Below are 20318 nucleotides of genomic sequence, written 5' to 3' on the forward strand. Positions count from 1 at the left end.
CCGTCCCGGGCGGAGGGTGGATACCGGCACGTAGCGCGGACAGAATCGACAGACGGCAGGTGTGGCCCCGATCACAGCGGGAGGCAGCGGTGAAGACAGCGACACTGGGACCGGCGCAGCGAACCGAGGCGCTCACCCGAATGGCGGAGTCGGAGCTGGACATTCTGGTGATCGGCGGCGGAGTCGTCGGCGCCGGTACGGCACTGGACGCGGCGACCCGTGGGCTGGCCACCGGACTGGTCGAGGCGCGCGACTGGGCCTCGGGCACGTCGAGCCGGTCCAGCAAGCTCATCCACGGCGGGCTGCGGTACCTGGAAATGCTGGACTTCGCGCTGGTACGGGAGGCGTTGAAGGAGCGCGGGCTGCTGCTGGGACGGCTGGCGCCGCATCTGGTGAAGCCGGTGCCGTTCCTCTACCCGTTGCAGCACAAGGGATGGGAGCGCTGGTACGCCGGCTCGGGCGTCGCGCTCTACGACGGGATGTCGGTGACGTCGGGGTACGGCCGGGGGCTGCCCGTACACCGGCATCTGTCGCACAAGCGCGCGCTGAGCGTGGCGCCCTGCCTCAAGAAAAACGCGCTGGTCGGCGGATTGCAGTACTACGACGCACAGATGGACGACGCGCGCTATGTGGCGACGATCGTGCGTACCGCCGCCGCCTACGGAGCGCAGGTCGCCAACCGGGCGCGGGTGGTGGGCTTTCTGCGCGAGGGCGAGCGGGTGGTCGGCGCGCGCGTGCAGGACGTCGAGACGGGCCATGAGTACGAGATCCGGGCCCGGCAGGTCGTCAATGCCACCGGCGTGTGGACCGATGACACCCAGGCGCTGATCGGCGAGCGCGGGCAGTTCCACGTCCGCGCGTCGAAGGGGATTCACCTGGTTGTCCCCAAGGACCGGATTCATTCGACGACCGGTCTGATCCTGCGCACGGAGAAGAGCGTCCTGTTCGTCATCCCCTGGGGGCGGCACTGGATCGTGGGGACGACGGACACCGACTGGGATCTGGACAAAGCCCATCCGGCGGCCTCCAGCGCCGATATCGACTATCTGCTGGAGCATGTGAACGCGGTACTCGCGGTGCCGCTGACCAGGGACGACGTGGAAGGCGTCTACGCCGGCCTGCGGCCGTTGCTGGCCGGTGAATCGGACGCGACCAGCAAGCTGTCGCGCGAGCACACCGTCGCGCATCCGGTGCCCGGCCTCGTCGTCGTCGCGGGCGGCAAGTACACCACGTACCGGGTGATGGCCAAGGATGCGGTGGACGAGGCGGTGCACGCGCTGGACCAGCGGGTCGCGGAATGCGTGACCGAGGACGTACCGCTGGTCGGGGCCGAGGGCTACAAAGCGCTGTGGAACGCGCGGGCCCGTATCGCGGCGCGCACCGGACTCCATGTGGCCCGTATCGAGCACCTCTTGAACCGCTATGGCGCGCTGACCGAGGAGCTGCTGGAGCTGGTGGTGACCGATCCTTCCCTGGGCGAACCACTCGCGGCCGCCGAGGACTATCTGCGGGCCGAGGTCGTCTACGCCTGCACACACGAGGGCGCCCGGCACCTCGACGATGTCCTGACCCGCCGGACCCGGATCTCGATCGAGACCTTCGACCGGGGCACCCGCAGCGCCCGGGAGGTGGCCGAGCTGATGGCGCCCGCGCTGGGCTGGGACAAGGACCAGATCGAGAAAGAGATCGCGCACTATCAGAAGCGGGTCGAGGCGGAGCGTGAATCGCAGCGGCAGCCGGACGATCTGACGGCGGACGCGGCCCGGCTGGGGGCGCCGGACATCGTGCCGTTGTGAGCCGTGCCGTTGTGAGCGGCGCTGTGGCAAGTCCGCCGGGTGCGCCTAGCGGCGGCGCCGTGCGGCGCAGAACTCCGCGGTCAGTACCGCCGTGCCGTGGCCCGGGTCGGTGAGGGCGTCGGTGTTCACCCGATAGCTGACGAGGTGCCGGCCGTCGGCGGTGCCCGCGCTCTGCACGTACGAGCCGTTGATGTCGCCGTTGTGGCCCCAGACCGTGACGCCGCAGGGCAGCTCTGTGGAGTACAGGCCGAGGCCGTACGTGCCGTCGGCGCGTTTCTCGCCGCGCAGCTGGGCCATCTGGCGCGGCGGCAGCAGCCTCCCGCCGAGCAGCGCGGAGAAGAACCGGTTGAGGTCGCCGAGAGTGGTGATCATCTCGCCCGCGGCACCGGCCCGGCTGGGGTCCAGGGAGGTGGCGTCCACCCGGCGGTCGCCGATCTGCGCATAGGCGCGGCCGTGCGGCTTGGGCAGCGTCGGATCGGTCCCGGGGAAGGAAGTGCTGTCGAGCCCGACGGGGATGCGGCGGCGTATCTCCGTGGCGTACGGGTGCCCGGTGACCGCCTCGATGACCAGGCCGAGCACGAGGTAGTTGGTGTTGGAGTAGGCAAAGGGGGCACTCCCCCGGCTACCGCTGGGGGCTCTTCCCCTGCCTTTGCGGCTCCTGCCTTCGGGGCTACGCGGGACCGCGCCCGGTGCGCCCCGTGCAGCCGACGGCGGATGGCTGAGGGCGATGCGCAGCAGCTCGGCCGGGGGGTGGCTGTCGTAGCGGTGGGCGTCGAAACCCGTGCCGGCCAGCTGGCGGGAGAGCCGGGGATCCTCGGTGTAGTTGAACAAACCACTCGTATGGTCCAGGAGCTGGCGGATCGTTACCTTCCGCAGATCGCCGCCGCCCTTCCCGGTTGTCGGCACGCCCGGCGGCAGATGCGCGGCCACGGTGTCGCTCAGCGACAGTTCTCCCTCCGCGACAAGCTGCAGGACGACGGTCGCGACCAGCGGTTTGGTGAGACTGCCGGCCCGGAAGTGGTCCGCCACGCCCATCCGGCGGCCGCTGCGCACATCCGCCACGCCCGCCGTCGAGAAGCGTGAGGCGCCGGAGCGGCCCTCGCGGGTGATCAGCGAGGCGGCGCCCGGCGCCCCGTCGTCGACCAGTTGGTGCAGCGCACGCGCCGTCGTGGCGGGCGTCCGCTCCGCCGTCCCCGCCGGGACCACCCGGATGACGTGGACCTGAGCCGTACAGGCCGTCAGGGCCAATGCGGTCAGAGCGGCCTGGACGGCGCGCACCGCACTCCGGCCGCGGGCGGCGGCCGACGACGGAGCCGGCCGGGCGGCACCGGCCGAGGCGGCACACGGCACGCACATCGTCATCGGGACTCCCGTTCGTCGGGGCCATCATGGCGGGTGTGCGGTCAGCCGTCCGGCCCGCCCCGGGCCTTCCCCATGGCTGTGGATGAGGGAGAATGAAGGCTCTGCCAGGGTGGGTTGTCCGAGTTGGGCCAGTTTGGTGATCGATACGATGTCACCGCTGCCAACTCGGCTGGATTGCCGAGGGGATTCAGTGGGCGACGAGGTCGAGATGGACGGCAAGGAGGGCAGGCTGCTCGCCGGCCGGTACCGGCTCGCCGATGTTCTCGGCCGGGGCGGCATGGGCACGGTCTGGCGGGCCGGCGACGAGGTCCTCGGCCGTACGGTCGCGGTCAAGGAACTGCGCTTCCCCGGCGGGGTCGAGGAGGACGAGAAGCGCCGTCTGATCACCCGCACCCTGCGCGAGGCGAAGGCCATCGCGCGGATCCGCAACAACGGCGCGGTGACCGTCTTCGACGTGGTCGACGAGGACGACCGGCCGTGGATCGTGATGGAACTCGTCGAGGGCCGCTCGCTCGCCGAGGTCGTCCGCGACGACGGCCCGCTCACCCCGCGCCGCGCCGCCGAGGTCGGCCTCGCCGTGCTGGACGTGCTGCGCGCCGCCCACACCGCCGGCATCCTGCACCGCGATGTGAAGCCGTCCAACGTCCTGATGTCGGAGGACGGCCGGGTCGTGCTGACCGACTTCGGCATCGCCCAGGTGGAGGGCGACCCCTCCGTGACCTCCACCGGCATGCTCGTCGGCGCGCCCTCCTACATCTCCCCGGAGCGGGCCCGCGGCCAGAAGCCCGGCCCGCCGGCCGACCTGTGGTCGCTGGGCGGCCTGCTGTACGCCTGCGTCGAGGGCGTACCGCCGTACGACAAGGGCTCGGCGATCGCGACGCTCACGGCGGTGATGACCGAGCCGGTCGAGCCGCCGAAGAGCGCCGGAGCGCTGGAGGAGGTCATCTACGGCCTGCTGGTGAAGGACCCGGCGGGCCGGCTGGACGACGCGGGCGCGCGGGCGCTGCTGCTGGACGTCATCCACGCGCCGGAGGACACCGGGCCGCAGGCCCCGGAGCCCGCCATGGACGAGACGCGGGCGATGGTGCTGCCGACGGCGCCGGAGAAGAAGCCCCTGCCCAAGGCCGCGAAGCCGAAGCCGGCGACGCCGAAGCGCAAGGCGAAGGCCAGGCCGGCGGCCGCCGTCGCCGCCGCACCCGCCGCGGCACCGACCGCCCCGGAGCGGGCCGAACGTCCGCAGACGACCGGACCGGGCCGTACGGGCTCCGGGGGCGCGAACGGCGCGGGCTCGGCCGGCCGGGACGCGGTCCCCCATAGCCCCAAGCGCGGTGGGGGTGCCCCCAGCGGTAGCCGGGGGAGTGCGCCCACTGCCGACGCTGCCGGCCGCCCGGCCCGCCCCGACCGTCCGGCGGCGCGCCCGTCAGGCCGTCCCGCATTCGACTCCGAAGCCGCCAAGGCGCGGATGCGCGCCGCCCTGCAGTCGGTACGCAACGCGGCCGCGGCCGCCGCGGCCCGCGGCGAGTCCAGACCCGGCGACGGGAACCGGCCGGTCCCGAGGGCCTCGGTGACCGATGTCGTCCCGCGCCGCACGCTCATCATCGCGGCCGTGGTCGTGGTACTGGCGATCCTGGGCACGATCCTGGCCCTCTCGCTCAGCGGCGACGAGGAAAAGGGCGGCAATCGGTCCGGCGCGGGCAGCAAGGCGTCCGCGAGCCACGACAAGCCCTCGGAGAACGCGGCCGACGCAAGCGAGAAGGCCGCGACGGGCGAGGACCGGCCGAAGGAGGACCCGAAGAATCCGGAGCCGTCCGCTCCGCCCACGCCCAGGCCCGGCCCGGCGGACGGCACGAAGCTGCCGGACGGATTCGCCGAGGTCTCCAACGGCCGGTTCCACTTCACCGTGGCGATGCCCAAAGGCTTCAAGCAGACCGGCACGTCGGGCCGGGGCTCCGGCGCCATATACAGCGCCTCGGGCCGCTTCCCGCGCGTACAGATCGACTACAGCGCCAAGCCCGGCACCGACGCGGCGGCGTCGTGGCGCAGCCTGGAGCCGCAGGTGCGCAGCACCAGCGACGACTACCACCGGATCGATATCAAGACCGTGGAGTGGCGGGGCTATCCGACCGTCGCGGACTGGTCGTTCACACGCAAGCAGAGCGGCGAGAAGGTGCGGATACTCAACCGTGGGTTCAAGGCCGACAACGAGCACGGCTACGCCATCATGATCACGTGCCTGGCGGACAAGTGGTCGGAGAAGGAATGCCGGCAGTTGCGCGAGACGGCGTTCAAGACGTTCACGGTGAAGGACTGAAGGAAGGATCGCACCGTTCGCGGTGGGGGCGGAAACGTTCGTGCTGGTCGGCTTGACCGGTTCGCGCTGGTGGGCCGAGGCGCGGGGAGGTGAGGCGGGCCGCGCGGGCACAACCGCCCCTCGCGGCACGTATCGTGAGCCTTCGATGCCATCGACGATATCGATGACGACATTGACGGTGACATCGAAGACCGTACGCATCCGCAATCGGCGGAAATGCGACCGGAAGTGACCGGAGAGGCCGGCTCGGCCGACCCGCTCCGGAGGAACGGCAGCCGGCGGGCGCTGCGGGGAGGCGTCGTGGACGAGTACGCGGGGAGAGTGCTCGCCGAGCGCTATCGCCTGCCGCTGCGGCCCTTGGGCGACGGGGATTTCGGTGCCGAGGACTTCGCCGAGACCCGCGCGTTCGACACCTACAGCGGGCAGGAGGTCGTACTCCGTCAGGTGCCGCTGCCGGAGGTCGTGGAGGCGGAGTTCGTCGACGGGGGTTTCGCCGGGCCGGGGCACCGGGGCGGTGGCGGTAACGGGTCGACGGGCGGGGCGGACCGTAGCCCCCGAGAACCCGCCGTACGGCACGCGTTGGAGGCCGCCACGGCGGCCGCCGGACTGCCCGACCACCCGCTGCTGGAGCAGGTCTTCGACGTCTTCGCGCAGGACGGCAGCCTGTGGATCGTCGGCGAACGTGTCGCCGCCCGCCCGCTGGCCGCGCTGGTCGCGGCGCGGTCCCTCTCCCCGCACCGTGCCGCGGAGATCGCCGCGGATGTGCTCACGGCGCTGCGCGCGCTGCATGCGCACGGCTGGATCCACCGCAATATCACCGACCGTACGGTCCTGATCTGCGACGACGGCCGGGCGATCCTGTCCGGTCTGGCGGTGGGCGCGGCCCAGGAGGCGCTGTGCGGGTACGGGTGGGTGCCGGGGGAGGCAACGGCCGTCGACGCGCCGGCCGTAGTCGCTCCGGCCGTTGACGGTCCGACCGTCGATGCTCCGGTTGTTGACGCGTCGGCTCCCGAGGCCGCTGCCGTTGAGGCGTCGGGCTCCGAAGTCGTGGCCCCCGAGGCTGTGGTTCTCACGAAGGGCGGGACGGGAGCGATCCCCGCGCCACGTCGCGAGCCCGAGCAGGACGACGGACCCACCCCCACGCTCGGCTCCACCCCCACGCCCGGACCCACCCCCACGCTCGGCTCCACCCCCCCGCCCGGACCCACCCCCATGCCCAGCCCCACCACCACGCACGCCACCGCGTACGGCCGTCCCACCCCCGGCCTCGCCGCAGAGCGCGCGCGGCAAGCGCGGCTGAACGTCATCGGCCCGGTAACCGAGCGCTGGGCGCCGGAGCAGGCCGGACGGGCGGACGAGAGTGGGCAGTTGGCTGCGCAGGCCGGTCCGGCCACCGACCTCTGGGCGCTCGGTGCGCTGCTGTACCGGAGCGTGCGGGGCCGCCCTCCCTACCCCGAGGAGAGCGCCGTCGAACTCGCGCGGCTGGTATGCGCGCAGCCGCCCGACTCCGCCGAGGAGTGCGGGACGCTCCGGCCCGTCGTCGAGTCGCTGCTCCGCCGGGACCCCGCCGACCGGCCGGCCTTCGAGGAGCTGAGTGACCGGCTGCGTACGCTGATCCGTACGGCGCCGGAGCCGGAACTCGGCAGCCGGCTGGTGACGATGCCGGCGTTGGGCGGGGGCACGGATCCGCGACGGTTGCCGATCCTGCGGCGGCGCGGCGAACTCGTCCGCAGGGGACGGCTCACGAATGGCCGGGGGCGGCCGCGAAGAGCCCACCGTGAGCGGCCTGCCGAAGCACAGCCCATGCCACAGCCGCCGGGCCTGTCGGCGTCACCGCCGGTCGCCCCCGCACCCCCACGGCAGCGGCCCCCCAAGCAGCCCAAGCCGCTGCGGCAGCCGGCGCCCCGGCCCCCGAAGCCGCTCCGCGAGCCCGTGGTCCGGCGGTCGCGGCCGGCAGGTGCGCCGCGCCAACAGGCGCGCGGGCCACGCCACCTCGGTCGGCTGCTGCTCGGCCTGATTTTGCTGCTCCTGGTGGGGGCGATGGCCTTCGCCATGCTGTTCCTGCCGAAGGCCGACGAGGGGGCCGAGGCCGGGCGGCACGGCGGCGCCCATACGGGTACCTCGGATTCAGCGGGACCATCGGGCTCGGCGGGCGTGGAACCCGGCGGCAGCCCCGCACCCTCCCCCGGCCAGGACGGCGGTCAGGACGGCGGCGGCGACGGCCAGGACAGCGGCTCGGCCGGCACCGGGGCGCCGCGGTCCTCCGCGCCCGCCAAGGGCTTCCAGGTGCGCAAGGACCCCGAGGGCTTTCGGATCGCCGTCCGCGACGGCTGGCAGCGGCGGGGCACGAACCAGCGGGGCCAGGTCCGCTACCTCGGCGGGGACTACGAGCTGGTGATCGTGCCCGGCCGCGACACCACCGCCCGCTTCGGCGCGGACCCGATGGCCTACCAGCAGAAGAAAGAGGCCGAGCTGGCGCCGTACCGCGCTTCCGACTGGTCGTCCGCCTCCGGCCTGCGCCGGATAGACGTCGGACAGACGGCGATGGCCGAGGGCACCTTCACCTGGCGCGACAGCAGCGGCCGCGAGGTCTACGTACGCAACCTCGCAATGATCCACAACGGGCGCTACCACCTCGTCCTCGTCATCGGCCCGGACGACGGCCGGCGCGAGGTGGACCACCTCTACGAGCAGGCGACCAGCTCCTACCGTCCCAACTAGCCGACTGCGGGTGCGTGTTGGTGACGATCTTCTGTGCCATGTGCATGACGCAGCCGGCTTTCCTCAACCGACTGAGCCCTTGCGTCTTGTCGGCCCAGGAGCTCCGGGCTAGCCTCAAACCCGAGTCGAACTGACGCGCCGTCAGGTACCTGTACGTGTATCTGGCTTGGTGATCAGTTGAGGCGGCGGACAGGCCACGGCCCGGCCACGGTACGGCTGAGGGGACAGGGAATGCGCCATGGACCTCACCTATACACCGGAAGAGGAGGACTTCCGGGCGCGGCTGCGCCAGTGGCTCGGCGAGGTGCTGCCCCTGTTGCCCGCGAAGCCCGCGGCGACCGACTGGCCGGGCCGCCGGGCGTACGACGCGGCCTGGCAGCGGATGCTGTACGACGCTGGATATGCGGGCCTGCACTGGCCGCGGGACGCCGGCGGGCAGGGTGTCACCCCGGCCCAGCACCTGATCTTCCTGGAGGAGACGGAACTGGCCGGCGCGCCCTACGTAGGGGCCAACTTCGTCGGGCTGCTGCACGCCGGGCCGACCATCGTCGCCGAGGGCACCCCGGAGCAGCGCGCCCGCTGGCTGCCGCCGATCCTGCGGGGCGACGAGATCTGGTGCCAGGGCTTCAGTGAACCGGACGCCGGGTCCGATCTCGCGGCGCTGCGCACGAGGGCGGTGCGCGACGGTGATACGTATGTGATCAGCGGCAGCAAGATCTGGACCTCGCACGCGGAGATCGCCGACTGGTGCGAGCTGCTGGTCCGCACCGATCCGGAAGCGCCCAAGCACCGCGGGATCAGCTGGCTCGCGATGCCGATGGACGCGCCGGGGGTGACGGTCCGGCCGCTGCGTACGCTCGCCGGCTCGGCGGAGTTCGCCGAGGTGTTCCTCGACGAGGTGCGGGTGCCGGCCGCCGACCGCGTCGGGGCGGAGAACGACGGCTGGCGGGTGACGAATGTGACGCTGGCCTTCGAGCGCGGCACCGCTTTCGTGGGGGAGGTGGTGGCCTGCCGCCGGGTGCTCGGCGCGCTCGCCCGTACCGCCCGCGACAACGGCCGCTGGGACGATGCCGTACTGCGCCGCAGACTCGGGCGGCTGAGCGCGGAGTTCACCGCACTGTGGCGGCTCACGCAGTGGAACGTCAGCGCGTCCCGGTCCGCAGGGGGTGCCCCGGGCGCCGGCGGCTCGGTCTTCAAGCTGCGGTATTCGCATGCCCGGCAGGAACTGTACGACGCGGCGGCCGAGGTGCTGGGCGCCGGCGCGCTGGACGCGGACCACACATGGGTCGCGGACCGGCTCTCCGCCCTCTCGTACACGATCGCGGCCGGTACGTCCCAGATCCAGCGGAACATCGTCGCCGAGCGGATCCTCGGCCTGCCGAAGGGGCGGTGACCGGGTGGTGGACTTCCAACCCGCCGATGAGCAAAGGGCGTTGCGGGACGGGGCGCGGGAGCTGCTGGCGGCGCGGTTCGGCCGGGACCGGCTGCGCGCGGCGGTCGACGATCCCACGCTGGACCGCGCGCTGTGGCGCGAGCTGGGCGATGCCGGATTCTTCGCGCTGCGGCTGCCGGAAGCGGTCGGCGGGGTCGGGCTGGGCCTGCCGGAAGCGGTGCTGGTCTTCGAGGAGACCGGCCGGGCGCTGCTGCCCGGACCGCTGGTCGCCTGTCAGCTGCTGGCCGGGCTGGTGGACGGCGTCGCGACCGGCGAGAAGATCGTCGGGCTGTGCGACGCGGTGACCGGGCCGGGGGGCGGGGCGGCCGGGCCGGTGCTGTGGGAACACCCCGCCGACTGCGATGAGTTGATCTCGGTGCAGGGGGCGGAGGCGTCGGTGGAGTCGGTGGGTGGGGCATTGGCGGGTGAGGCGTCGGTGGCAGAGACGGGCAGGGGGCGCGTCGCCATGGCGTACCGGAGCGTGGCCGCCCGGGTCTCCCGCGCCCCCTTCGCCTCCGTCGACCCGCTCACCCCGCTCGCCCGGGTCACCGACGTCCCGTGCACGGCGCCCCTGGCCCTGGACGTGCCCCGGCTGCGTCGCGAGGCCGCGCTGCTCACCGCCGCCCAGCAGCTGGGCAGCGCCGCCCGCACGGTCGACATGGCGGTCGCGTACGCCCGCGAGCGCGCACAGTTCGGCGCGCCCATCGGCTCCTTCCAGGCGATCAAGCATCTGTGCGCACAGATGCTCGTACGGGCCGAGACGGCCCGATGCGCTGTGTATGCGGCGTCGATTACTGGCTGTGCGCGCGAAGTGACCGGAGCGAAAATGCTCGCGGACCATGCCGCGGTGTGGAACGCCCGTGACTGTCTGCAGGTGCATGGTGGAATGGGGTTCACGTGGGAGGCCGATGTCCATCTGCATCTGAAGCGGGCCTGGTTGCGGGCCGAGCGCTGGGGCACGGCGTGCGATGCGGAAGAAGTGCTGGCCGCGGACCTGGTGGCGTGCGGTGGCGGGCTGTAGTCGCCGGGCAGGCCCGGAAACCAGCGATGTCAGACTCTGGCAACTCGTGTGCGAAATGCCAGGCGGCCCACACATAACCGGTCACAGCCTGTCGATATCGGGTTGTGTCCTAGGCGTGACTCGTCACAGGGGGGAGTCGGCGTTCCGCTCGGGTACGCTCCGTTGGGTGCGAGTGGTTCTGTGGCGCAGCGGTCGCGGTGCCGTCGGTATGACGGCTCCGGGCTACGGACTGCGCGTCGCTCGCCGCGGGCGTGGGCCCGGAATCCCCCCTTGTTCGACTCCCCGCAAAGTGCGTCGCACAGTATGCAGCACGCATACTCCCTTGCGCTGGAATATGCCCGAAGCGCTTGTTGGGGTGACTGAACGTCAACCATGCTGGGCTTCACCGGGGTCACGCATCGTGACTCCGTGGAGGCGCGAGGCGATGTTTCCGCCGGTTCGGATGGTGTGAGCGGTGCAGGTGCTTCAAGTGCAGTTGGAGGTACGGCCCGACCCCGCGGAGGTGGGGCGGGCCCGACGGTGGGCCCGGTCCCGGCTCGTGGGGTCCGGCATAGGGGTCGATGAGCCGCTGGCGGAGACATTGATCCTGCTGATTTCCGAACTCGTCACCAATGCCGTGGTGCACACCGGCTCGGAGGCCGAGCTGCGGATGTGCTTCTCCGGGGCGGGAGCCGTGGTGGGCACCGTGCGCGTCGAGGTGGTGGACGCCAGCGCCCGCCCGCCGCGCCAGCGGCACGCCGCCGGCGAGGACACCAACGGCCGTGGCCTGGAACTGGTCGACGGTCTCGCGGACCGCTGGGGCTGGCAGCAGGAAGGCGCCGGCAAGCGGATCTGGTGCGAGGTGGACCGCGGTCAGCCGGTGCTGATGGCGGCGGGGGCGGAACTTACGGCATATGAACCCCAATGCACTATGGCAAATCGGGCGTAATAGGACTTAGTCCAGACCAGGTGTTGACGTGGCGTGGGTCGTTGATCACCCTTGTGTGGAGCGATTCGCCGTGAGGGGACGTCGAGGTTCGTAGCGGGACCGGAATCCGGTCCGAGTCTCGACGAGTGCGGGTCGCGGCCGGGTGGCGGTCCGCGGTGCCGTGCTCGGGGCGCGCATGCGCGTGCACCGCCACCTGGTCGGCCGGAGGACGGCGACTGGCTCCCGTCAGGCGTGAGTGGCACCCGTGGGGCGTGACCGGCGCCCATCAGAGGATCGCCACCGGCGCCACTGGGGTGCCGGATCCGCCGACGAACGGCTCCGCCATCGCGGAGAGGAAGAACGTCCAGCGCCGCTCCGCCGCGCACACCTCCGACAGTTCCTCCAGATTCCAGTTCTGGCCCTGCAGCATGCCCATCTCGACCAGGTCCAGGGCGTGTACGGGCAGCCACAGGTTCCTGATCTCCGGCGGGAAGATCTCAAAGGTGAGGGTGTCGTTGGCGACCGCCGCGACATCGCGTGCGTGGAACCATTCCGGGGTGCGCAGGGAGAGGCCGGGGGAGGGGAACGCGTAGGACTGCCGGTCGCCCGCCAGGTAATGCCGCATCTGTCCGGTGCGCACGAGGACGACGTCCCCGGCTCGGACCCTGGCCCCCGCCAACTCCTCAGCCGTGTCGAGGTCTTCGGGTGTGACGACGTGCCCGCCCGGTAGCCGGTCGGTGCCGTGTGCGCGGGCCACGTCGAGCAGCAGGCCACGGGAGGCGATCGGGGTGGCCTTCTCGATGCCGAGGCGGGTGGCGCCGCCGTGTGCGGTGATGGAGTCGGCGGGGCGGTTGTTGTAGAGCCGCCCGGAGTGTGACACGTGGGTGAGGCCGTCCCAGTGGGTGGCCGCCTGGAGGCCCATGGTCACCACGTCGTCCGAGATGGCGACCGTACCGGGACCGAAGATCTCCTGGTTGACGGCGGTCATGGTGTGCAGCGGGTTGACCCGGCCGGGGATCGCGCCGGTCTGTACGCCGTCCTGTCGGAGCGGTAGCGCGAGCGGGACGCGGCGGCCGCTGCGGACGCATGCGGCGGCGTCCCGTACCACCCGGCGGGTGATGAGGTTGAGGGTCCCGATCTCGTCGTCGGCACCCCAACGCCCCCAGTTGTTGACGCGTTTGGCGATGTCGTGGAACTCCTGCGGCAGGGGCACGGTGCCTCCTCGGCCGGTTTCGGTTGCGGGTCTTGTGTTTGACCCGTGCCTGCCCAAAAATCTAACGGCTCGTCAGAAAACGGAAAGGGGTGCGGCATGGGGAACTTCTTGGCCGACAAGGTGGTCGCCGTCACGGGCGCGGGCCGCGGCATCGGGCGGGCCATCGCCCTGGCGGCCGCCGCCGAGGGCGCGAAGGTGGTCGTCAACGACTACGGCGTCTCGATCGACGGCGCCGAGCCCAGCAGCGAGGTCGCCGAGAGTGTGGTGAAGGAGATCGAGGCAGCGGGCGGGGCGGCGACGGCCGTGGCCGATGATGTGTCGACGATGGCCGGCGGGCAGCGGATCGTGGACACCGCGCTGGCGCAGTACGGGCGGATCGACGGTGTGGTGTGTGTGGCCGGGATTCTGCGCGAGCGGATGCTCTTCAACATGTCCGAGGAGGAGTGGGACCCCGTCATCGCCACCCACCTGAAGGGGACGTTCACGGTGTTCCGGGCGGCGGCCGCGGTAATGCGGCGGCAAGGCGCCGGGACGCTGATCGGTTTCACCAGCGGGAATCATCAGGGGTCGGTTTCCCAGGCCAACTACGCCGCCGCCAAGGGCGGGATCATCTCACTGGTGCGGAGCGCGGCGCTGGGCCTGCACAAGTACGGGGTGACCGCGAACGCGGTGGCACCCGTCGCGCGTACACGGATGTCGGCGAAGGTGCCGATGGAGCTGAAGGAGATCGGGGAGCCGGAGGACGTGGCGGCGTTCGTTCTCTACTTGCTGAGCGAGCGGGCGCGGGATGTGACGGGCCAGGTCTACACGGTGGCGGGGCCGAAGATCGCGGTGTGGGCCCAGCCGGGGGAGCTTCGCTCGGTTTACGCCGATGGGGGGTGGACGCCGGAGAAGATTGCCGATCTGCTGCCGGGGGCAGTGGGGTGCGATCCGATGCCCCTTCTGGGGCGTCCGCTGCGCTCGGCGTGAGCCGGCTTGTTGCTCGCCTGCGGTGGGCCGCGCCGTGTTTTCGGCCGTCCCGCCGTGGGGGGCGCCTGCGGCGAGCCTGTGCCGTTTTCGGCTGTCCCGCCGTGAGGGTTTCGCCTGCGGCGGGCTGGTTGCCGCTGCGCGGGGCTGTTCGGCAGCGGCGCCGGCCCTCCGGACTCCGTCCTGCGGTCCAGCACCTCCCGAAGGGGGTGGGGAAAAGGGTGGTGGGGGGTACACGTCGTCAGTCGTGTGCACCTTGTGGACGCGGACACAGGCACCCGACAGACGACATGTGCCGGCGAAACACCCCCATGGCGGGAGGCCGACAACGGCGCAGGCCCGCCGCAGGCGAGCCCAAGTCGGCCCGAGCCAAGCGCAGCGGAGGACCGTATGCACTTTGAGTTCGAGCGCGAAGACGCCGTCTTCCGCACCGAGGCCCGCACCTGGCTTGCGTCCCATCTCGTCGGACCCCACGCCGCGTCGGCGGGCCGACGCGGCGGCTCCCGCGCGTGGGAGCGGGAGCTCGGGGCCGGTGGGTGGATCGGGATCGGGTGGGACCGTACGCGCGGATCGTACGGAAACCGGGCGGCGAGCCTGACGCAACAGGTCGTATGGGCCGAGGAGTACGCGCGGGCGCGTGCACCTGGTCGGGTGGGGCATATCGGCGAGAACCTGCTGGCGCCGACGTTGATCGCGTACGGGGACGAGGCGCAGCAGCGGCGGTTTCTGCCGGGGGTCGCCCGGGGGGAGGAGCTGTGGTGTCAGGGCTACAGCGAGCCGGGCGCCGGGTCCGACCTCGCGGGGGTGCGTACTGCCGCGGTGCGGGACGGGAACACGTACCGGATCAGCGGGCAGAAGATGTGGACCTCGCTGGCCCGGGAGGCCGACTGGTGCCTTGTGCTCGCCCGGACCGATCCGGGCGAGCGACGGCACCGCGGGCTTTCGTTTCTGCTGGTGCCGATGGCGCAGCCGGGGCGGATCGAGGTGCGGCCGATCCGGCAGATGTCGGGGACGGCGGAGTTCAATGAGGTGTTCTTCGACGGGGCGGTGGCCCGGGATGTGGTGGGCGGGGAGGGCGCGGGCTGGCGGGTGGCGATGGGGCTGCTCGGATTGGAGCGGGGGGTGTCGACGCTCGTCCAGCAGATCGGGTTCGCGGCGGAGTTGGCGGACGTCGTCGAGACCGCGGTGCGGGGCGGTGCGGTACGGGATCCGGTGTTGCGCGAGCAACTCGTCCGGCAATGGGCCGAGTTGAAGGTGATGCGGTGGAATGCGCTGCGGACCCTGGGGGCGTCCGGTGACGCGGGGGCGCCGAGTGTCGCGAAGCTGCTGTGGGGCGGCTGGCATCAGCGGCTCGGGGAACTGGCGATGCGGGTGCGCGGGGCGGCGGCCGTACTGGGGCCCGATGACTGGACCGGCGACGCGCCGTACGAACTGGCCGCGCCGCAGCGGTCGTTCCTGTTCGGCCGGGCCGACACCATCTACGGCGGTTCGGACGAGATCCAGCGCAACATCATCGCCGAGCGTGTGCTCGGCCTGCCCAGAGTGGAGCGGTGATGAAAGGCGTCATGTTCGACGGCGAGCAGCCCCGGGTCGTGGACGATCTGGAGGTACGGGACCCGGGGCCGGGGGAAGTGCTGGTCGGGATCCGGGCCGCCGGGCTCTGCCACAGCGATCTGTCAGTGGTGGATGGGACGATTCCTTTCCCGGTGCCGGTGGTGCTGGGGCATGAGGGAGCGGGGGTGGTAGAGGCCGTAGGGGCCGGTGTTGCCCATGTGGCGCCCGGTGATCACGTCGCGTTGTCGACGCTGGCGAACTGCGGGACGTGCGCGGAGTGCGACCGTGGTCGGCCGACGATGTGCCGTAAGGCGATCGGAATGCCGGGGAAGCCGTTCCGGCGGGGCGGGGCTGAGCTGTTCAGTTTCGCATCGAACTCGGCCTTCGCGGAGCGCACGGTCGTCAAGGCGGTGCAGGCGGTGAAGATCGCCGAGGATATTCCGCTCACGTCGGCGGCGCTGATCGGATGCGGGGTGCTGACGGGCGTAGGGGCGGTGCTGAATCGGGCGACGGTGGACCGCGGGGACTCGGTGGTGGTGATCGGGGCCGGGGGTATCGGGCTCAATGTGCTCCAAGGGGCCCGGATCACCGGTGCGTTGACGATTGTCGCGGTGGATGCCAACCCGGCCAAAGAGGCGGTGGCGCGGCGGTTCGGGGCGACGCACTTCGTCGATGCGTCGGCGGTGGCGGACACCGTCAAGGCGGTGAAGGAGATCCTGCCGACCGGTGCGGACCATGCCTTCGAGTGTGTGGGCAGCACCCGGCTCATCCGGCAGGCGGTCGATCTGCTGGACCGGCACGGTCAGGCGGTGCTGCTGGGGGTGCCGCCGGTCGGCGCGGAGGCGTCCTTCCTGGTGTCGTCGATGTATCTGGACAAGTCGATCCTGGGCTGCCGTTACGGGTCGTCGCGGCCGCAGCGGGACATCGCGTTGTACGCCCGGCTGTATCAGGAAGGGAGGCTGCTGCTGGACGAGTTGGTGACCAGGACGTATCCGGTGGAGGACTTCGCCAAGGCGGCTGACGATGCGCTTCATGGGCGGGTGGCGCGGGGGGTGTTGACGTTCGGGCCTTCCGCTGCGATTGGCTGACTTCCCAGAGGTGGCCAATGGCCGGTTCTCCGCCGGCTATGCGATGACGCGCATGTGAATGCGGGCCCATCTGATGGCCGAGGTGGCAGCGAACGACTCGCACGAAGCGATCCGTTCATCGAGCGATATGCGGTGAGGATCGCGTCGGCCGCCTTTGACCGGATCAGCTCCATGGCGGTGGCGAGCCCGTCGTGATCTCCCAGGCGGACATGCGGGCGTAGTCCAGGCAGTTGGCAAGCAGCTGCTCGGGATTCACGTTGCCGGCCGTGCACACGTAGATGCGTTACGCCCCGTACGGCACCTTCGGTTCGCGTTCGAGCAGCTTGGCGATGCCTGCCTGCTGCGCCCGCACGATCCGTACGGAATCGGCCTGCGCGCGCTCCTGATCGGACTTCTTCCAGTTCGCGGGTTGCATGAACAGCATGTCGTGGCTGCCAGGGACAATCATGACGCCGCCGAAGAGCGGGTCACCGGCGACCCAGGCACCACCGTTCTCGGCACCCTTGGGCCAGCGGCGCACCGCCGAGGCATTGACGGCCCGCATGCGGGGCGTGCCCTGCCGGCCGCGACTGGAGACCTTGACCGTGTACACCGTGCCGAGGAGCAGCCACTGTGCCTCCTTCCTGTCCACTCGCGTGCGGTATTCGACCGGGTAGGAACTCAGAACCTTCTTGCACACGCCCAGGCGCAGCCCATTGGCGAGCCGGATCGCCAGGAAGAGGAGTACCCACAACCCGAAGGGAAGGGGCAGCACCAGGAAGAAGGAATTCGGCGCACCCAGCGCGTGCAACACGAACGGCAGCGCGAGCAGCGGGACGCCGATGGCGAGGCGTCCGGCGACATGTCGCTTCAGCAGTGTGGAGTTGTGCTTCAGGACCTGCTCGATATGAGGTGCCACCGGCTCATTCATCGGGTTCATGAAACCTTCATCCGAAAACGTCTCTTACCGCCGCAACCACGGAATCAGTCTCCGGCTCCATGTCCCCTGCACCGTCCTTGTCCGTGGAGGCGGACGGATCGGTGAAGAGGGTGGAGAACTTCTCGTTCCGCGGCTGCATCCGTAGACCCGTGTACCCGTGGGAGATCCTCCTGGGGCGACCGTATCGCCGTACGCGGCGCGCCACCGTTTCGCGAGGAGATTGCCCGGCCACAGCGGGCGACAAAAGGAAAAGGCAAGGAGAGCGTCCGCTCCTTGCCACTCTCAACGTATAGCGCACCGGGGGGCTTGCGGCAAGGCCCGGGTCGTGCCGCAGAATCGCCGACCGAAGCCAGGACCTGCGGAAATGGCCGACTGAAGCCAGAACCTGCGGGAATTCTGGGGTGCGAAGTGCGAAATGGGGGATTTCATGATCGACGTGATCGTTGCCGGCGGTGGACCGACCGGGTTGATGCTGGCCGGCGAGCTGCGGCTGCACGGTGTACGAACGGTCGTGCTGGAGAAGTCGGCCGAGCCGACCGGGCAGTCCCGAGGGCTCGGCCTGCATGTGCGCAGCGTCGAGGTGATGGATCAGCGCGGCCTGCTGGACCGGTTCCTCGCGGTCAGCGAGCGGTTCAAGGTTGGTGGTCCCTTCGCCGGCATCGCCACGCCGTGGCCGGACCGGCTGGACACGGCGCACCCGTACGGCCTGGCCACCCCGCAGCCGGTCACCGAGCGGCTGCTCAACGAGCGTGCCCTCGAACTCGGTGCCGAGATCCGGCGTGGCTGCGAGGTGGTCGGGCTGAGCCAGGACGAGGACGGGGTGACCGTCGAGCTGGCGAATGGGGGTACCCCTGCCCGTGGGGGCCTAGCCAGTGGGGGGACCCCCGGCAAGGGGGGCGTAGCCGCCGGGGACGGGGGAGGCACGCACCTGCGCTCGCGCTATCTCGTCGGGTGCGACGGCGGCCGCAGTGTGGTGCGCAAGCGGCTCGGCGTCGCTTTCCCCGGCGAGCCCGCCAAGGTCGAGACGCTGCTGGGCGAGATGGAGCTCACCGAGGATCCGGCGACGGTTGCCGCCATCGTCGCGGAAGTCCGCAAGACCCAACTGCGGTTCGGCGCCATTCCCGACGTGGACGGGAACGAGGGGGTGTACCGCCTCGTCGTGCCCGCCGACGGCGTGGCAGAGGACCGTGCGACCGCGCCGACCCTCGATGAGTTCAAGCAGCAGCTGCGGGCCTTCGCGGGCACCGACTTCGGCGCGCACTCGCCGCGCTGGCTCTCCCGGTTCGGCGACGCCACCCGGCAGGCCGAGCGCTACCGGGTCGGACGGGTGCTGCTGGCCGGCGACGCGGCGCACATCCACCCGCCGACCGGCGGGCAGGGGCTCAACCTCGGCGTGCAGGACGCGTTCAACCTCGGCTGGAAGATGGCCGCCGCGGTCAACGGCTGGGCGCCGGAGGGGCTGCTGGACAGCTACCACGCCGAACGGCACCCGGTGGGCGCCCGCGTGCTGGACAACACCCGTGCGCAGATCACGCTGCTGGGGACCGATCCGGGTGCGACCGCGCTGCGGGAGCTGTTCTCGAAGCTGATGGACTTCGAGGAGGCGAACCGGTACGTGACCGAGATGATCACTGCGGTGGGGGTCCGCTACGACTTCGGCGAGGGCCACGAACTGCTCGGCCGACGGCTGCGGGACGTGGGGCTGAAGCGGGGGCGCCTTTACGAGCTGATGCACGGCGGCCGCGGACTGCTGCTCGACCAGACCGGCCGGCTCTCGGTGGCGGGCTGGGCGGATCGAATCGACCACGTCGTCGACGTCAGTGAGGAACTGGACGTGCCCGCGGTGCTGCTGCGGCCGGACGGCCACGTGGCGTGGGTCGGTGAGGATCAGCAGGATCTGCTCAGTCGGCTGCCACAGTGGTTCGGCGCTGCCGTCAGCTGAGCGCGGGTCGGCTTGCTGGGTGCGGTGAAGTTCGGACGAGGCGATCGGACGAGGCAATCGGAGAAGTCGATCGGAGAAGTCGATCGGAGAAGGCAACGGCGATCATTGCTGGAAGGCTGGTCGGCGGCCGAGTGCAGCACCATGCCGTTTCGGTGTGTCGTCGGCTACTGCTACTGCTACTGCTACGGCGAGGTGCCCGGGCGCGGCAGGCCGCCAGTGACCGCGTGAACCACGCGGGGTCGTCGAGCCAGCGAAGGGCCCGGCACCGGGCTGCACCGCCGGCTCGGCATGCGCGAAGAGACCGGCGGGGCGGTGGGACGGAGGGACGACGGCCTCGTTGGTGGCGGAGCAGGCCTTTACACGGTGAAGTGTCCGAAGGCGCCCCGGTGGAAGAGGAGCGGGCCGCTCTCCGACGCGGCCGGGTCCGTCCCGAGGGCCTTCACCCGGCCGACCACGATGAGGTGGTCGCCTCCCGTATGCACCGCCTGGATCGTGCAGTCGACCCAGGCGGGGACGTCCGCCAGCCGTGGCGAACCGGTCGCCGGGGCCGCCGCGTACGAGACGCCGGCGAACTTGTCGCCGCCGCTGACCGCGAAGCCGCGGCACAGCTCGCCCTGCCCGGCGCCGAGGATGTTGACGCAGAAGGCCCCGGCGCGGGCGATCCGTGGCCAGGTGGTCGACGTACGCGCCACCATGAAGGTGACCAGGGGCGGATCGAGGGAGAGCGAGGCGAAGGACTGGCACGCGAAGCCGGCCGGGACGCTCGCGTTGTCCGATGCGGTGATGACGGTGACGCCGCTCGCGAAGTGCCCCAGGACGGCGCGGAATTCGTCCGGGTCCAACGGGGCGCGCTCGTTCTCGCGTACGGCCCACAGGGCGGGGCGTGGCAACGGGGCGGAGGGGGACGGGAGGTTGGGCGAGGCGGCGGCCGTGGTCGGCGCGCCGGCCGAGCGCAGATACCGCACCGCTGTGGCCGCCATTTCCGCGTGTCCCATCATGCGTGCATTAAAACTGATGGAACGTCAGGTAGGAAGCTCCGGGGGAAGGCCGAGTGGGGCGGGCGCCACTCGCAAGGGTGGTTTGGTC

Annotated in this window: 14 protein-coding genes; 10 read left to right on the plus strand and 4 right to left on the minus strand. The window is 71.2% G+C overall.

Annotated elements, in window-relative coordinates; translation table 11 throughout:
* The first annotated feature begins 89 nt into the window (after positions 1-89).
* The gene (locus K9S39_RS25295) at positions 90-1796 is read left to right on the plus strand and encodes a glycerol-3-phosphate dehydrogenase/oxidase (RefSeq protein ID WP_248865604.1); all 1707 of its coding nucleotides are present in this window, start codon (positions 90-92) and stop codon (positions 1794-1796) included.
* A gap of 45 nt (positions 1797-1841) precedes the next feature.
* On the opposite strand, the gene K9S39_RS25300 is transcribed toward K9S39_RS25295, so the two are convergent.
* Positions 1842-3158 (minus strand): serine hydrolase domain-containing protein, encoded by a 1317-nt coding sequence (locus tag K9S39_RS25300; protein ID WP_248865605.1) that lies wholly within the window; start codon positions 3156-3158, stop codon positions 1842-1844.
* 190 nt (positions 3159-3348) lie between these two features.
* On the opposite strand from K9S39_RS25300, the gene K9S39_RS25305 reads away from it, so the two are divergent.
* From K9S39_RS25305 to K9S39_RS25325, 5 genes are all read left to right on the plus strand, one after another.
* Complete coding sequence (locus K9S39_RS25305) at positions 3349-5469, plus strand: serine/threonine protein kinase (RefSeq protein ID WP_248865606.1); 2121 nt, start codon at positions 3349-3351, stop codon at positions 5467-5469.
* A gap of 300 nt (positions 5470-5769) precedes the next feature.
* Positions 5770-8190 carry a protein kinase family protein gene (locus K9S39_RS25310; RefSeq protein ID WP_248868956.1) on the plus strand — a complete coding sequence of 807 codons (2421 nt, stop codon included), beginning with the start codon at positions 5770-5772 and terminating at the stop codon, positions 8188-8190.
* A 238-nt stretch (positions 8191-8428) separates the two neighbouring features.
* Positions 8429-9583 (plus strand): acyl-CoA dehydrogenase family protein, encoded by a 1155-nt coding sequence (locus K9S39_RS25315; protein WP_248865607.1) that lies wholly within the window; start codon positions 8429-8431, stop codon positions 9581-9583.
* Between the two features lie 7 nt (positions 9584-9590).
* Complete coding sequence (locus K9S39_RS25320; protein ID WP_248868957.1) at positions 9591-10643, plus strand: acyl-CoA dehydrogenase family protein; 1053 nt, start codon at positions 9591-9593, stop codon at positions 10641-10643.
* A 454-nt stretch (positions 10644-11097) separates the two neighbouring features.
* Positions 11098-11571: an ATP-binding protein gene (locus tag K9S39_RS25325; protein WP_248865608.1), complete on the plus strand. Its 474-nt coding sequence runs from the start codon at positions 11098-11100 to the stop codon at positions 11569-11571.
* 265 nt (positions 11572-11836) lie between these two features.
* On the opposite strand, the gene K9S39_RS25330 is transcribed toward K9S39_RS25325, so the two are convergent.
* Positions 11837-12763: a cyclase family protein gene (locus tag K9S39_RS25330; RefSeq protein ID WP_248865609.1), complete on the minus strand. Its 927-nt coding sequence runs from the start codon at positions 12761-12763 to the stop codon at positions 11837-11839.
* A gap of 96 nt (positions 12764-12859) precedes the next feature.
* Here K9S39_RS25330 and K9S39_RS25335 point away from each other — a divergent pair, with 96 nt between their 5' ends.
* The 3 genes from K9S39_RS25335 to K9S39_RS25345 all read left to right on the plus strand — a co-directional run bounded on the left by K9S39_RS25335 (position 12860) and on the right by K9S39_RS25345 (position 16371).
* Positions 12860-13732, plus strand: coding sequence for an SDR family oxidoreductase (locus tag K9S39_RS25335; RefSeq protein WP_248865610.1), 873 nt, complete (start codon positions 12860-12862; stop codon positions 13730-13732).
* A 387-nt stretch (positions 13733-14119) separates the two neighbouring features.
* A complete protein-coding gene (locus K9S39_RS25340) occupies positions 14120-15283 on the plus strand; it encodes an acyl-CoA dehydrogenase family protein (RefSeq protein ID WP_248865611.1) in 1164 nt (387 codons plus the stop codon).
* On the plus strand, positions 15283-16371 hold the full coding sequence (locus K9S39_RS25345; protein ID WP_248865612.1) for a Zn-dependent alcohol dehydrogenase: 1089 nt from the start codon (positions 15283-15285) through the stop codon (positions 16369-16371). Before K9S39_RS25340 ends, K9S39_RS25345 begins: the two co-directional genes overlap by 1 nt.
* A gap of 283 nt (positions 16372-16654) precedes the next feature.
* On the opposite strand, the gene K9S39_RS25350 is transcribed toward K9S39_RS25345, so the two are convergent.
* Positions 16655-17290: a hypothetical protein gene (locus K9S39_RS25350; protein ID WP_248865613.1), complete on the minus strand. Its 636-nt coding sequence runs from the start codon at positions 17288-17290 to the stop codon at positions 16655-16657.
* Positions 17291-17717: 427 nt separating this feature from the next.
* Here K9S39_RS25350 and K9S39_RS25355 point away from each other — a divergent pair, with 427 nt between their 5' ends.
* A complete protein-coding gene (locus tag K9S39_RS25355) occupies positions 17718-19232 on the plus strand; it encodes an FAD-dependent monooxygenase (protein ID WP_248865614.1) in 1515 nt (504 codons plus the stop codon).
* 356 nt (positions 19233-19588) lie between these two features.
* On the opposite strand, the gene K9S39_RS25360 is transcribed toward K9S39_RS25355, so the two are convergent.
* Positions 19589-20212, minus strand: a complete 624-nt coding sequence (locus tag K9S39_RS25360; RefSeq protein WP_248868958.1) for a flavin reductase family protein — start codon at positions 20210-20212, stop codon at positions 19589-19591.
* Positions 20213-20318: the final 106 nt, after the last annotated feature.

Source organism: Streptomyces halobius (assembly GCF_023277745.1).
Lineage (GTDB): Bacteria > Actinomycetota > Actinomycetes > Streptomycetales > Streptomycetaceae > Streptomyces > Streptomyces halobius.

Excerpts from the sequence above, each read along its gene's own strand:
- K9S39_RS25300 (WP_248865605.1), bottom strand. The coding sequence starts at position 3,158 with ATGACGATGTGCGTGCCGTGTGCCGCCTCGGCCGGTGCCGCCCGGCCG.
- K9S39_RS25340 (WP_248865611.1), top strand. The coding sequence starts at position 14,120 with ATGCACTTTGAGTTCGAGCGCGAAGACGCCGTCTTCCGCACCGAGGCC.
- K9S39_RS25360 (WP_248868958.1), bottom strand. The coding sequence starts at position 20,212 with ATGGCGGCCACAGCGGTGCGGTATCTGCGCTCGGCCGGCGCGCCGACC.
- K9S39_RS25355 (WP_248865614.1), top strand. The coding sequence starts at position 17,718 with ATGATCGACGTGATCGTTGCCGGCGGTGGACCGACCGGGTTGATGCTG.
- K9S39_RS25350 (WP_248865613.1), bottom strand. The coding sequence starts at position 17,290 with ATGAACCCGATGAATGAGCCGGTGGCACCTCATATCGAGCAGGTCCTG.
- K9S39_RS25315 (WP_248865607.1), top strand. The coding sequence starts at position 8,429 with ATGGACCTCACCTATACACCGGAAGAGGAGGACTTCCGGGCGCGGCTG.
- K9S39_RS25345 (WP_248865612.1), top strand. The coding sequence starts at position 15,283 with ATGAAAGGCGTCATGTTCGACGGCGAGCAGCCCCGGGTCGTGGACGAT.
- K9S39_RS25335 (WP_248865610.1), top strand. The coding sequence starts at position 12,860 with ATGGGGAACTTCTTGGCCGACAAGGTGGTCGCCGTCACGGGCGCGGGC.